At 71.1% G+C, this 13,905-nt stretch carries 8 protein-coding genes; 4 read left to right on the forward strand and 4 right to left on the reverse strand.

What is annotated here, in order from left to right:
* The first annotated feature begins 10 nt into the window (after positions 1-10).
* The 4 genes from nuoL to recQ all read left to right on the forward strand — a co-directional run bounded on the left by nuoL (position 11) and on the right by recQ (position 7,479).
* Positions 11-1,924, forward strand: a complete 1,914-nt coding sequence (gene nuoL, locus QF032_RS23140; protein WP_307057310.1) for an NADH-quinone oxidoreductase subunit L — start codon at positions 11-13, stop codon at positions 1,922-1,924.
* 5 nt (positions 1,925-1,929) lie between these two features.
* On the forward strand, positions 1,930-3,525 hold the full coding sequence (locus QF032_RS23145) for an NADH-quinone oxidoreductase subunit M (RefSeq protein ID WP_306949827.1): 1,596 nt from the start codon (positions 1,930-1,932) through the stop codon (positions 3,523-3,525).
* Positions 3,522-5,180, forward strand: coding sequence for an NADH-quinone oxidoreductase subunit NuoN (nuoN, locus tag QF032_RS23150; protein ID WP_307057312.1), 1,659 nt, complete (start codon positions 3,522-3,524; stop codon positions 5,178-5,180). The genes QF032_RS23145 and nuoN overlap by 4 nt, the downstream gene beginning before the upstream one ends.
* A gap of 229 nt (positions 5,181-5,409) precedes the next feature.
* Complete coding sequence (gene recQ, locus QF032_RS23155) at positions 5,410-7,479, forward strand: DNA helicase RecQ (RefSeq protein ID WP_307060343.1); 2,070 nt, start codon at positions 5,410-5,412, stop codon at positions 7,477-7,479.
* A gap of 211 nt (positions 7,480-7,690) precedes the next feature.
* On the opposite strand, the gene QF032_RS23160 is transcribed toward recQ, so the two are convergent.
* The 4 genes from QF032_RS23160 to QF032_RS23175 all read right to left on the reverse strand — a co-directional run bounded on the left by QF032_RS23160 (position 7,691) and on the right by QF032_RS23175 (position 13,896).
* Positions 7,691-10,609 carry a fumarate reductase/succinate dehydrogenase flavoprotein subunit gene (locus tag QF032_RS23160; RefSeq protein WP_307057314.1) on the reverse strand — a complete coding sequence of 973 codons (2,919 nt, stop codon included), beginning with the start codon at positions 10,607-10,609 and terminating at the stop codon, positions 7,691-7,693.
* Between the two features lie 11 nt (positions 10,610-10,620).
* Positions 10,621-11,319, reverse strand: coding sequence for an ABC transporter ATP-binding protein (locus QF032_RS23165; RefSeq protein ID WP_307050256.1), 699 nt, complete (start codon positions 11,317-11,319; stop codon positions 10,621-10,623).
* A 280-nt stretch (positions 11,320-11,599) separates the two neighbouring features.
* The gene (locus tag QF032_RS23170; RefSeq protein ID WP_307057316.1) at positions 11,600-12,556 is read right to left on the reverse strand and encodes an ABC transporter permease; all 957 of its coding nucleotides are present in this window, start codon (positions 12,554-12,556) and stop codon (positions 11,600-11,602) included.
* On the reverse strand, positions 12,553-13,896 hold the full coding sequence (locus QF032_RS23175) for an ABC transporter substrate-binding protein (RefSeq protein ID WP_307045238.1): 1,344 nt from the start codon (positions 13,894-13,896) through the stop codon (positions 12,553-12,555). The genes QF032_RS23170 and QF032_RS23175 overlap by 4 nt, the downstream gene beginning before the upstream one ends.
* Positions 13,897-13,905: the final 9 nt, after the last annotated feature.

The raw sequence follows: 13,905 nt of genomic DNA on the forward strand, positions 1-13,905 counted from the left end.
CGGAAGAATCGTGGACAACCTGATTGCGCTGCTGATCGCGGCGCCCCTGCTCGGAGCGGCCGTCCTCCTGGTCGGCGGCCGCCGGCTCGACGCCGTCGGCCACTGGATCGGCACGCTGCTCGCGGCCGCCTCCTTCGTGATCGGCGTCGTCCTCTTCAGCGACCTGCTGAGCAGGAGCGCCGAAGACCGCACGCTGACACAGCACCTGTACAGCTGGATCCCGGTCGAGGGCTTCCAGGCGGACGTCGCCTTCCGCCTCGACCAGTTGTCGATGACGTTCGTGCTGCTGATCACGGGCGTCGGCTCGCTGATCCACCTGTACTCGATCGGGTACATGGAGCACGACGAGCGGCGGCGCCGCTTCTTCGGCTACCTGAACCTGTTCCTCGCGGCGATGCTGCTGCTCGTCCTCGCCGACAACTACCTGCTGCTGTACGTCGGCTGGGAGGGCGTCGGTCTCGCGTCGTACCTGCTCATCGGCTTCTGGCAGCACAAGCCCAGCGCCGCCACCGCCGCGAAGAAGGCGTTCCTGGTCAACCGTGTCGGCGACATGGGTCTGTCCATCGCCATCATGCTGATGTTCACCACCTTCGGGACCTTCGCCTTCGGCCCGCTGCTCGGGACGGAGGGCGAGCCCGGCATCGCCGGTGACGCGACGGAGGGCAAGCTCACCGCCATCGCCCTGATGCTGTTGCTCGCCGCCTGCGGCAAGTCCGCCCAGGTGCCGCTGCAGTCCTGGCTCGGGGACGCGATGGAGGGCCCGACGCCCGTCTCGGCCCTCATCCACGCGGCGACCATGGTGACCGCGGGCGTCTATCTGATCGTCCGATCGGCCGCCGTCTTCAACGGCGCGCCCGACGCGCAGCTCGTCGTCACCGTCGTCGGCGCCGTCACGCTCCTGTTCGGTGCGATCGTCGGTTGCGCGAAGGACGACATCAAGAAGGCGCTGGCCGGCTCGACCATGTCGCAGATCGGCTACATGGTGCTGGCCGCGGGCCTCGGTCCCATCGGCTACGTCTTCGCGATCATGCACCTGGTGACGCACGGCTTCTTCAAGGCCGGGCTGTTCCTCGGCGCGGGCTCGGTCATGCACGGCATGAACGACGAGGTCGACATGCGCAAGTACGGCGGCCTGCGCAGGTACATGCCGGTCACCTTCGTCACCTTCGGTCTCGGCTACCTCGCGATCATCGGCTTCCCGGGGCTGTCCGGGTTCTTCTCCAAGGACAAGATCATCGAGGCGGCGTTCGCCAAGGGCGGCACCGAGGGCTGGATCCTCGGCGGATGCGCCCTGCTCGGCGCGGCCATCACCGCGTACTACATGACACGCGTGATGCTGATGACGTTCTTCGGTGAGAAGCGCTGGCAGCCCGACGCGGACGGCCACGAGCCGCACCCGCACGAGTCCCCGAAGTCCATGACGATCCCCATGATCGTGCTGGCGTTCGGATCGGTGTTCGCCGGCGGGTTCTTCAGCATCGGCGACCGCTTCCTGCACTGGCTGGAGCCCGTCACGGGCCACTCCCACGGCGACTCGCCTGTCAGCGCCCTCACCGTCACCCTCGCCACGATGGTGGTGCTGGTGATCGGCGTGGCGATCGCCTACGCCCAGTACGGCCGCCGCCCCGTCCCGGTCGTCGCCCCGCGCGGGTCGCTGCTCACCCGGGCCGCCCGGCGCGACCTGCTCCAGGACGACTTCAACCACGTCGTGCTGGTCCGCGGCGGCGAGCACCTCACGCGCTCCCTGGTCTACGTCGACCACACCCTGGTCGACGGAGTCGTCAACGGCACGGCGGCCTCGGTCGGCGGCCTCTCCGGGCGACTGCGCCGACTGCAGAACGGCTACGCGCGGTCGTACGCGGTCTCGATGTTCGGCGGTGCGGTGGTCCTCGTCGCCGCGACCCTGCTGATGAGGGCGGTCTGATACCGATGTCCTTTCCTCTGCTGACAGCGACGGCGGCGCTCCCGGCGATCGGGGCGGTGGCCACGGCCGCCGTGCCGGCCGCCCGGCGCAACGCCGCCAAAGCGCTGGCGCTGCTCTTCTCCGTCGCCACACTCGTCCTGGCGATCGTCGTCCTGGTCCGCTTCGACCCGGACGGCGCCCGCTACCAGCTCACCGAATCCCACTCCTGGATCGCCGACTTCGGCGTCCGCTACGAACTCGGCGTGGACGGCATCGGGGTCGCGCTCGTCGCGCTGACCGCGCTGCTGATCCCGTTCATCATCCTCGCGGGCTGGCACGACGCCGACCCGCTGGAGACCGGCGACGCGTCTCTCAGCAGCTTCGCTGCGGGGCGCTGGCGGCCCACGCAGGGCTTCTTCGCTCTGATCCTGGCCGTCGAGGCCATGGTGATCCTCTCCTTCGAGGCCACCGACGTCTTCCTCTTCTACATCTTCTTCGAAGCCATGCTCATCCCGATGTACTTCCTCATCGGCGGCTTCGGGGACCGTGCCCACGCGCATGGCGAGGAGACGGCGGCCACCCAGCGGTCGTACGCGGCGGTCAAGTTCCTCCTGTACAACCTGGTCGGCGGTCTGATCATGCTGGCCGCCGTGATCGGCCTCTACGTGGTCGCCGGGAACTTCTCGCTCACGGAGATCGCCGAGGCCCGCGCCAACGGCACGCTCGACATGGCGACGAACACCGAACGCTGGCTGTTCCTCGGCTTCTTCTTCGCCTTCGCGGTGAAGGCCCCGCTGTGGCCGCTGCACACCTGGCTGCCCAACGCCATGGGCGAGGCCACCACTCCTGTCGCAGTGCTGATCACGGCGGTGGTCGACAAGGTGGGCACCTTCGCGATGCTCCGGTTCTGCCTCCAGCTCTTCCCGGAGGCGAGCAAGTGGGCGACGCCCGCGATCCTTGTTCTGGCGCTGATCAGCATCATCTACGGGGCGCTGCTCGCCGTCGGCCAGCGGGACATCAAGCGGCTGGTGGCGTACGCGTCGATCTCGCACTTCGGGTTCATCATCCTGGGCATCTTCGCGATGACCAGCCAGGGCCAGTCGGGCGCGACGCTCTACATGGTCAACCACGGCATCTCGACGGCGGCCCTGATGCTGGTCGCCGGATTCCTGATCTCGCGGCGCGGTTCGCGGCTCATCGCCGACTACGGCGGGGTGCAGAAGGTCGCACCGGTGCTGGCCGGCACGTTCCTGATCGGCGGTCTGGCGACGCTGTCGCTGCCGGGGCTCGCGCCCTTCGTGAGCGAGTTCCTCGTGCTGGTGGGCACGTTCGCGCGCTACCCGGTGGTCGGCATCATCGCCACCTTCGGCATCGTCCTCGCCGCGCTCTACACCCTGGTCCTCTACCAGCGGACGATGACGGGGCCGGTCAAGCCCGAAGTCGCCGCGATGCCGGACCTGCGCGCGCGTGAGCTCGCCGTCGTCGCCCCGCTGATCGTGCTGCTGATCTTCCTGGGCGTCTACCCCAAGCCCGTCACGGACATCGTGAACCCGGCGGTCAAGCAGACCTTGTCCGACGTACACAAGAAGGACCCCCAGCCCGAGGTGGAGGCGGCCAAGTGAGCGCATCAGCCGTCCACGGCCTGTGGACAACGGCGGCAGCCGCGACCGAACCGATCTCGAAGATCGACACGCCGAAGATCGAGTACGGGCAATTGTCGCCCACCTTGATCGTCGTGGGCGCGGCGATCATCGGGGTGCTGGTCGAGGCGTTCGTGCCGCGCAAGCACCGCTACTACGCCCAGCTGATCCTGACCGCCGTCGCGCTGGTCTCCGCCTTCGTCGCGGTGATCTGGCTGGCGGAGAGCGGGTACGGCACCACGAAGGCGCGCATCGCCGCCATGGGCGCGATCGCGGTCGACGGGCCCGCCCTCTTCCTGCAGGGCACGATCCTGCTGGCCGCCCTGGTCGGCGCGTTCACCTTCGCCGAACGGCGGCTCGACCCCGAGGCACACGGCAACCGGGTCGACTCCTTCGCCGCCCAGGCGGCCTCCGTCCCCGGAAGCGACAGCGAGAAGGCCGCCGTCAAGGCCGGTTTCACGACCACCGAGGTCTTCCCGCTGCTCCTGTTCGCGGTCGCCGGCATGCTGGTCTTCCCGTCGGCCAACGACCTGCTGACGCTCTTCATCGCCCTGGAAGTCTTCTCGCTGCCGCTGTACCTCCTGTGCGCGGTGGCCCGCCGCAAGCGGCTCATGTCGCAGGAGGCCGCGGTCAAGTACTTCCTCCTCGGGGCGTTCGCCTCCGCCTTCACCCTCTTCGGCATCGCCCTGCTGTACGGCTACGCGGGATCGGTGTCGTACGCGACGATCGCGCAGGTCGTCGACGGAACGGTGCAGAACGTGAACCCGGCGCTCGCCGACACCATGGGCAACGACGCGCTGCTGCTCATCGGCGCCGCGATGATCGTCATGGGCCTGCTGTTCAAGGTCGGCGCGGTGCCCTTCCACATGTGGACGCCCGACGTCTACCAGGGTGCGCCGACCCCCGTCACCGGCTTCATGGCCGCGGCGACCAAGGTGGCCGCGTTCGGTGCGCTGCTCCGCCTGCTGTACGTCGTCCTGCCCGGGCTGCGCTGGGACTGGCGGCCGGTGATGTGGGGCGTCGCGATCGTCACCATGCTGGGCGGTGCGATCGTCGCGATCACGCAGACCGACATCAAGCGGCTGCTGGCGTACTCGTCGATCGCGCACGCCGGATTCATCCTCGCCGGCGTCATCGCGACCACCCCGGACGGCGTCTCGTCCGTCCTGTTCTATCTGGCCGCGTACTCGTTCGTGACGATCGGCGCGTTCGCCGTGGTCACCCTCGTGCGCGACGCCGGCGGTGAGGCGACGCACCTGTCCAAGTGGGCGGGGCTCGGCCGGCGGTCGCCGCTGGTGGCGGCCGTGTTCGCGGTGTTCCTGCTGGCCTTCGCCGGTATCCCGCTGACCTCCGGGTTCGCCGGTAAGTTCGCCGTGTTCAAGGCGGCGGCGGAGGGTGGCGCGGCACCGCTGGTCGTGGTCGGCGTGATCTCGTCCGCGATCGCCGCGTTCTTCTACATCCGGGTGATCGTGCTGATGTTCTTCAGCGAGCCGCGGCCCGAGGGCCCGACGGTCGCCGTCCCGTCACCGCTGACGATGACGGCGATCGCCGTGGGCGTGGCGGTCACGCTCGTGCTCGGCGTCGCGCCGCAGTACTTCCTGGACCTGGCGAACCAGGCCGGAGTGTTCGTGCGCTGAGCCGACGACGAGGCGCGCCGGTGGGCACTTGCCGGCGTCGTGGGCCCGGTTCCCCGACCCGAGGGGAGCCGGGCCCACCGTTGTCGCACGGGTGAGCGAGCGAGGCCGCCCGCCACCGGGGTCATCACGCAGAGTCACCGGATCGGGTCTGTGGATAACTCCGGCGGTGTCGGTGCGGACCCCTATCGTGGAGGCAGTGGTCGAAGGGCGACGTACGGGGGACCAGACGATGGGCGCGACGGGCGGGATCAGCGAGATGACAGGGATCACCGGGACACCGGAGCGGACCGACAGCGAGGCGTTGGCCACGCTGCACCGGGTCTTCGGATACGAGGCCTTCCGCGGCGCGCAGGCAGAGGTCATCGAGCACGTGGTGGCCGGCGGGGACGCGGTGGTCCTCATGCCGACCGGCGGTGGCAAGTCGCTCTGCTACCAGATCCCCGCCCTGGTCAGACCGGGAACGGGGATCGTGGTCTCCCCGCTGATCGCGCTGATGCAGGACCAGGTGGACGCGCTGCGGGCGCTGGGCGTGAACGCCGGGTTCATGAACTCCACGCAGGACTTCGACGAGCGGCGTGTGGTCGAGGCCGAGTTCCTGGCCGGTGAGCTGGATCTGCTGTACCTCGCACCGGAGCGACTGCGTCTGGAGTCCACCCAGGAGCTGCTGTCCCGCGGCAAGATCGCGGTGTTCGCGATCGACGAGGCGCACTGTGTGTCCCAGTGGGGCCACGACTTCCGCCCCGACTACCTCACCCTCGCCGTTCTCGGCGAGCGCTGGCCCGACGTCCCGCGGGTCGCCCTCACGGCGACGGCGACCCGTGCCACCCACGACGAGATCACCCAGCGGCTCAACATGCCGTCGGCCCGGCACTTCGTGGCGAGCTTCGACCGGCCCAACATCCAGTACCGGATCGTGCCGAAGGCCGACCCCAAGAAGCAGCTGCTGAGCTTCCTGCGCGAGGAACACGCGGGGGACGCGGGCATCGTCTACTGCCTCTCGCGCAACTCCGTGGAGAAGACGGCCGAGTTCCTCTCGCGCAACGGCGTCGAGGCGGTCCCCTACCACGCGGGTCTCGACGCGGGCACCCGCGCGGCCCACCAGTCCCGGTTCCTGCGCGAGGACGGCCTGGTGGTCTGCGCGACCATCGCCTTCGGCATGGGCATCGACAAGCCGGACGTGCGGTTCGTCGCCCACCTCGACCTGCCGAAGTCGATCGAGGGCTACTACCAGGAGACCGGGCGCGGCGGCCGCGACGGGCTGCCGTCCACGGCATGGATGGCATACGGCCTCAACGACGTCATACAGCAGCGCAAGCTCATCCAGTCCGGTGAGGGCGACGAGGCCTTCCGGCGGCGGGCCGGCGCCCACCTGGACTCGATGCTGGCGTTGTGCGAGACCGCGCAGTGCCGCCGTGGACAGCTCCTCGCCTACTTCGGCCAGGAACCGGACGCGGCGGGCTGCGGCAACTGCGACACCTGCCTCACCCCTCCGGAGACCTGGGACGGCACGGTCGCGGCCCAGAAGGTCCTGTCCACGGTGGTGCGGTTGCAGCGCGAGCGCGGGCAGAAGTTCGGCGCCGTGCAGATCGTCGACATCCTGATGGGCAAGCGCACGGCCAAGGTGATCCAGTTCGACCACGACCAGCTGTCCGTGTTCGGAATCGGCGAGGATCTCACCGAGGGCGAATGGCGAGGAGTCGTCCGTCAGCTGCTGGCGCAGGGACTGCTGGCGGTGGAGGGCGAGTATGGCACCCTCGTGCTGACGGAGGCCAGCGGGGCGGTGCTGCGCCGCGAGCGGGACGTACCGCTGCGCAAGGAGCCGAAGAGGCCGGCCACGTCGTCCAAGGCGGCGGGTGGTTCCTCGTCCGGCCGCAAGGGGTCCAAGGCCGCCGCGGCCGAGCTGCCCGAGGAACTGCTGCCGGCCTTCGAGGCGCTGCGCGCCTGGCGCGCGGAACAGGCCCGCGAGCAGGGCGTTCCGGCGTACGTCATCTTCCACGACGCCACGCTTCGGGAGATCGCCACGGTGTGGCCGACGTCGGTGCGGGAACTCGGCGGGATCAGCGGGGTCGGTGAGAAGAAGCTGGTGACGTACGGAGAGGGCGTGGTCGCGGTCCTGGCCTCGCTGGGCGGCCCCCCGCAGGGTGGCGCCGCCGCGGCTGCGGCCGAGGGCTCGGCTGCCGACGGTGCCGGTGCCGGAACCGGTGCCCACACCGTCGCCGGGAACGCCGCCATGGACCCGGGCGCTTCGGACCTCTGGCCCGACGTGGACGAAGAGCCCGCGCCCGAGGACTGGACATAGGGAGCCGGCTCCCTCGGTTCCGTCCGGAGCCCCGATGTCGTGTCCCGGGGCCCGGGCACCGGGGGCCGCGCCCGAGTCCGAGGCCGAGTTCGAGCCGGAGCCGACGTCAGAGCCGGAGCCGGGCCGAGCCGGGGACGGAGGCGGAGGCGGCGTTCGTGCCGCGGTGGTCCTGGATGTGCCCGGCCCGTGATTGCCGGTCCGGGCACGTACGTCATAGGGCGCGGCCCGCGTAGGCCCTGACGTCGGCGTCCGAGTCGGTCGTCGCCGTGGCGAGAGCGGCTCGGGCGGCCTCCGAGGCGCGGAGGCGGGTCAGAGCCAGGACGGCGGCCTTGCGGACGTCCGCGTTGGGATCGGCCAGGGTCTTGGCGAGGACGGGTACGGCCGTGTCGGGGTGGGTCACGGACAGCGCGGTGGCAGCGCCGGCACGGACCTGCCACGCCGGGTCCGCCAGGGCCTCCATTGCTCGGGCGGCGAGCGGCGCGGGGCAGCCGGTCGTGCCCAGCGCCCCATAGGCGGCGGCACGGACCAGGGCGTCGGGGTCGTCGACCAGACGGACGAGCGCCGTGTGAACGACGTCCTGGTCGAGGTCGACGCCCGGACCCGCGCCCGTGCCGGCTCCGGAGGCGGAGTCGGAACCACCGTCCGTGACCGAGGCGGCACCGACGACGGACAGCGCGCCGATGCCGTCGCCGCCCCCGGTTTCCGTCGACGTGCCGCCGCTCAGGCGCCCGGCGGCCACCGTGGCCAGGGACTTGGCGATCGTGACACGGACCTCGCGGGACGGGTCGGCGTTCGCCGCGCGGGCCAGTTCGTCGGCGGCGTCGACGGAGACCAGAGCGCGGACGGCCTCGATCCGGACGGCGATGTCCGCGTCGGTGAGGGAGCCGGCGAACAGGGCGGCGTCCCCGAGACGGAGGGCGCGCAGCACGTCCAGGGCCGCCGCACGGACGACCGGGTCGGGCTCGGCCAGCGCGGCGGAGAGGCCGTCCCGAAGGGCCGGCTCAGCGGGCAGGGTCTCGACGAGCTCCCGGAGCGAGGCCGCGGCGGCGGAGCGTACCGCCGGTGCCGGGTCGCGCAGCGCTCGGGCCAGCGCGGGGCCGGTGCCCGAGGGCAGGGTCTCGGTGAGGACGGCCACGGCCTCGCGCCTGACGGCGGGCGCCGCGTCGGACAAGTAGGGCAGCAGAGCTCCGAGTTCGGGCTCCTCCTCGGCGAGGGCGACGAGTTCGAGCAGACGGGACGACGACCGGGGAGAGGAGGCGTGGTCGAGGGCGGGCTCGGGCACGGCGGAAGCCGAGACGTCCGCCTCCGCCGCGAAGGCCTCGACCCCCGCGGCGACGGGCGCCACCTCGCGCGAACCGGCCGTCGCCACGTTCTCGGCGTGAACCTCGCCGATGTGCCGCGAAGGGCCCCCGACGGGGGTGAACTCGTCGATCGGCACCAGATAAGGAGCCACGGGCCGGGCCGTGAACTCCATCGCACCGGAGGGGGACTTGTGCAGATCCAGGTGGTGGAACCAGGAGGAGTCGTCGCGATGAGGGTGGTCGAGCCGGTCGTGGTAGAGGCCCCAGCGGGACTCCGTGCGGGCGAGGGAGGCACGCGCGGCCATCTCCGCGCAGTCGCGGATGAAGGTGACCTCGGCGCAGCGCATCAGCTCGTGCGCGGTCCGCGCGCCCATCTCGGCGATGTCGTCGCGCATTCGCTCGAAGGACTCCAGGGCCAGCGACAGCCGCGCGCCCGACTTCGGCGGGGCGACGTAGTCGTTCACGAAGCGGCGCAGTTTGTACTCGACCTGGGGCTGCGGCGGGCCCTCCGGGTTGCGCAACGGGCGGTAGATCAACTCGTGCGCCTGGCGCAGCTGATCGGCGGGCAGCTCACCGTCGTACGCCTGGTAGCGGGCGGCGTCCGAGCCGGCCAGGTCGCCGAAGACGAACGCGCCGATCATGTAGTTGTGCGGGACGCAGGCGAGGTCGCCCGCCGCGTACAGCCGGGGGACGGTGGTGCGGGCGTGCTCGTCCACCCTCACGCCCGACGCCGAATGGCCGCCGCACAGGCCGATCTCGGAGATGTGCATCTCGATGTCGTGGGTGCGGTAGTCGTGACCGCGGCCGGCGTGGAAGGTGCCGCGGGAAGGGCGCTCGGTGGAGTGCAGGATCGACTCCAGGGAGGCGATCGACTCCTCGGGGAGGTGGCTCAGCTTCAGATAGACGGGGCCACGGTCGCTGGCGACCTCCGCCGCGAACTCGGCCATCATCTGGCCCGACCAGTAGTCGGAGTCGACGAACCGCTCGCCGTGCCGGTTGACCTGGTAGCCGCCGAAGGGGTTCGCGACGTAGGCGCAGGCGGGGCCGTTGTAGTCCTTGATGAGCGGGTTGATCTGGAAGCACTCGATGCCGGTGAGCTCGGCGCCCGCGTGGTAGGCCATGGCGTAGCCGTCGCCCGCGTTGGTGGGGTTCTCGTACGTGCCGTACAGGTAACCGGAGGCGGGCAGGCCGAGGCGGCCGCAGGCGCCGGTGGCGAGGATGACGCCGCCCGCGCGGACGGTGACGAACTGCCCCGTACGGGTGTTGAAGCCGACCGCGCCGATGGCCCGCCCGTCGTCCGGGGCCGTCAGCACGCGCACCGGCATCACCCGGTTCTCGATGCGGATGCGCTCACGCATCTCGCGCCGCCGCAGCTGCCGGTACAGGACCTTCTTGACGTCCTTGCCCTCCGGCATGGGCAGCACGTAGGAGCCGGAGCGGTGGACCTGGCGGACCGCGTAGTCGCCGTGCTCGTCCTTCTCGAACTTCACGCCGTACGACTCCAGGCGCTGCACCATGGCGAAGCCGCGGGTGGCGGTCTGGCGGACGGTGGACTGGTCGACGATGCCGTCGTTGGCGCGGGTGATCTCGGCGACGTAGTCGTCGGGCTCGGCGCGGCCGGGGATGACGGCGTTGTTCACGCCGTCCATGCCCATCGCGAGCGCACCCGAGTGGCGGACGTGGGCCTTCTCCAGGAGCAGCACGTTCGCGCCGCGCTCGGCGGCGGTCAGGGCGGCCATGGTGCCGGCGGTGCCGCCGCCGATGACGAGGACGTCGCAGGTCAGTTCCTCGGCGTCGGTGAGCGCGGGGATCTGCAGGGGGGTGTCCACCGGGGTGCCTTTCAGGAGCTCAGGGAGGTCAGGACGTCGCGCCGCAGGGCCGCGCGCGCGGGGTCGTCGTGGGCGCCGCGATCGCGGGGGCGGGGTACGTCCCGTACGGCGACGAGCCGGCCCGCGCCGAGCAGGGCCACGCGGTCGCCGAGGAACAGGGCCTCGTCCACGTCGTGCGTGACGAAGACGACGGTCGCCCCGGTCCCCCGCAACACCTCCACCAGCAGGTCCTGCATGCCGGCGCGGGTCTGGGCGTCGAGGGCGCCGAACGGCTCGTCCATGAGGACGGCGCGCGGGCCCGTGGCGAGGGCGCGGGCCAGTTGTGCCCGCTGGCGCTGCCCTCCGGAGACGCGGTGCGGCAACTGCCGTGCGCGGTCGGCGAGTCCGACCCGTTCGAGCCAGTCGGCGGCCTTCCTCCTGCGTTCCGCGCGCCGAAGGCCCTGGATGGCGAGGGGCAGTTCGACGTTGGCCAGCAGGGTGCGCCAAGGCAGCAGGGCGTCCTCCTGGAAGACCAGTGCGCGGTCCGCCGCGGGTCCGCCGATCGGCAGGCCGTCCTGCTCGACTGCGCCGCCCAGCTGGGGCAGCAGCCCGGCGAACGTGCGCAGCAGTGTCGACTTGCCGCAGCCCGAAGGGCCTACGACGGTGAGGATCTCGCCCGGTGAGACGTCCAGGTCCACGTCGGCGAGGGCGGCGGCGTCGGGGCGGCCCAGAGCGGCCGCGCGGAGGGTGAGCCGGGTGCCTCGTGCGGGCGAGCCCGTTGCGGTGGCGGCCGCCTGCTTGTCGTCTGCCTGGGCGCCGTCCGTTCGGGTGCCGCCCGTTGCCGTTGCGGTGGCTTCCGCGACGGTTGCTTTCGTACCGGTGGGTTCCGCGTCGGAGACCGAGACGTCGGAGACCGTGACGTCGGGGGCCGTGGCGTCGGAGGGCGTGGTGTCGGAGGTCCGCGTGCCGGCAGCGGCCGTCCCGGTCGGGGGGCCCGTGGTCTCGCGGGTGTCAGACGAGGTGCTCATGGCGCGTCCCCTCGGGTTCGGGTCCGGTGTGGACGGCGTCGTCTGCGGCGTCGCCGGAAGAGGCGGAGCCGGAAGAGGTGGAGGCAGAAGGGACGGCGGCGGAGGAGGCCGAAGCGGACGAGTGCGGTCCCGGCGTGGGCGCCCCGAGGTGCCGCGGACGCGGCCGGCCCGCGGGAACGTACGACGTGCGGGGCAGCCAGCGGGTCAGCCGACGGCCGAGGAGTTCCACGGCCGTCGAGGTGGCCCAGCCGAGCACGCCGATCGTGACCATGCCGACGAAGACGCCCGGGTAGTCGACGACCGTGTAGTCCTGCCAGGTGCGGTAGCCGACGCCGTACTGGCCGGAGATCATCTCGGCGGAGATCACGCAGATCCACGACACGCCGATGCCGACCGAGAGCCCGCCGAAGATGCCGGGCAGCGCACCCGGCAGCACGACCGAGCCCAGGATCCGCCACCGGCCGCCGCCCATGGTGCGCACCGCTTCCTCCCAGCCGGGGCTCAGCGCGCGGACCGCGTGCCGGGTGGAGACCATGACGGGGAAGAAGGCGGCGGTGAAGGTGATGAAGACGATGCCCTGTTCGTTGGACGGGAAGAGGAGGATCGAGACGGGCACCAGGGCGATCGCGGGGATGGGCCGCACGACCTCGAGGATCGGCCCGAGCAGGTCCTCGGCCAGCCGCGAGCGCGCCACGAGCACGCCCGTGGCGACACCCACGACGGCGGCCAGCAGGAAGCCGCTGAGGATGCGGGTGAGACTGTCGGTGAGATCGGTCCAGTAGTCGTCGCCGGCCATCCGGTCCGCGAAGGCGCGGGCCACGTCGGCGACCGTCGGGAACTGCGAGAACCGCAGCCACAGGTCGACGTTCAGGCTGGTCAGCAGTTGCCACACACCGAGGGCGGCGGCCACCGAGGCGACCCGCAGCGCATACCGGGTCATGACGCCCGCCCCAGGGCGTCGGCGTACGTGACGACGCGTGCGCCGCCGTGCGCGGCGACGTAGACCTGCGCGGTGTCCGGGGTGACGAAGGGCAGGAGGGTCGTGCCGTCGGCCACCCAGACCGCCTTGTCGGCGAACCACAGGGTGCCGGTGGTGGCGTCGGGGACGTAGGCGGCGCGGACCTCGTCCTTGTGGCCGGCGACGTAGTTCAGCAGCTCGGCGGGCGTCTTGAAGGCGAGGGTCTTCGTGGCGTCGCCCTTCGGCCAGACCTCGCTCGCCGCCGGCGGGGGAGCGGCGGCGAGCTGCCGGGCGTACGACGAGCCGAGCGCCTTCCTGACGTACTGGTCGTCGACGAACGAGTCCACGTCGACGTCGCCGGTGAGCTTCGCCTCCTTGAGGATCGACACGTCCTTCTTGAGGGCGGAGACCAGCTGCGGCTTGACGGCCGGGTCGAAGGTGGAGATGCCGTGGGCGCCGTTGTAGAGGTAGACGACCTCGGCGGGCAGCTTGGTGGCCTTGGCGACACTCTCGGCGGCGGCCACGGGGTGGTCGTTCAGATAGGCGGTGGCCTCGGACTGCGCCTTCAGGAACGCCTCCAGCACCGCGGGGCGCTCCTTGGCGAACTTCTCGCGGACGGTGACGCCGTGGAACGTGGCCAGGTTCAGCTGGGCGCCGTCGTAGAGGGCCTTGGCCTTGCCCTGGTAGGTGAGCAGGCCGGGCCAGGCGACGAACTGCGAGAGGGCGTCGGCGCTGCCCGCGGAGAGCGCCGAAGCGCCCACGGCCGGCTGCTGGTTGAGCTTCTCGATGCCCTTGTCCGGGTCGATGCCGGCCCGTTGCAGGGCGCGCACGAGGGTGCCGTCGGCGGCGGAGCCCACGCTGGTGGAGACCTTCTTGCCCTTGAGGTCCTGGAGCGAGGCGAGCTGGGAGTCGGGCGCGGTGACGATGGTGTTGAGGCCGCCGCGGAGGTTGTATCCGGTGATCGACACCAGGTGTGTGGGCTGGTTCAGCTGCTTGCCGCGGGCCGCGTTGATGAGGAGCGGGAAGTCGCCCATCGAGCCGATGTCGATCTTCCCGGCGGTCATCTGCGCGGTGATGGGGGCGCCGGTGGCGTAGTCCTGCCACTCCACTTTGTAGGTCTTGCCGTCGCCGAGCGCGTTCAGTTCCTTCTCGAAATAGCCGAGGGAGCGCAGGAGGGTGCCCGCGGTGACCGTGTTGATGGTCTTGGACTGGTAGCCGACGGTGACGGTGACCGCGGAGCCGCTGCCGGCCTCGGCGCTGCCGCACCCGGCGAGCGGGAACAGCAGGAGGGCGGCGGTCGCGACGGCTGCTTTGGGCTTCATGGGAGATGC

This window comes from Streptomyces achromogenes, from assembly GCF_030816715.1.
Taxonomy (GTDB): Bacteria; Actinomycetota; Actinomycetes; order Streptomycetales; family Streptomycetaceae; genus Streptomyces; species Streptomyces achromogenes_A.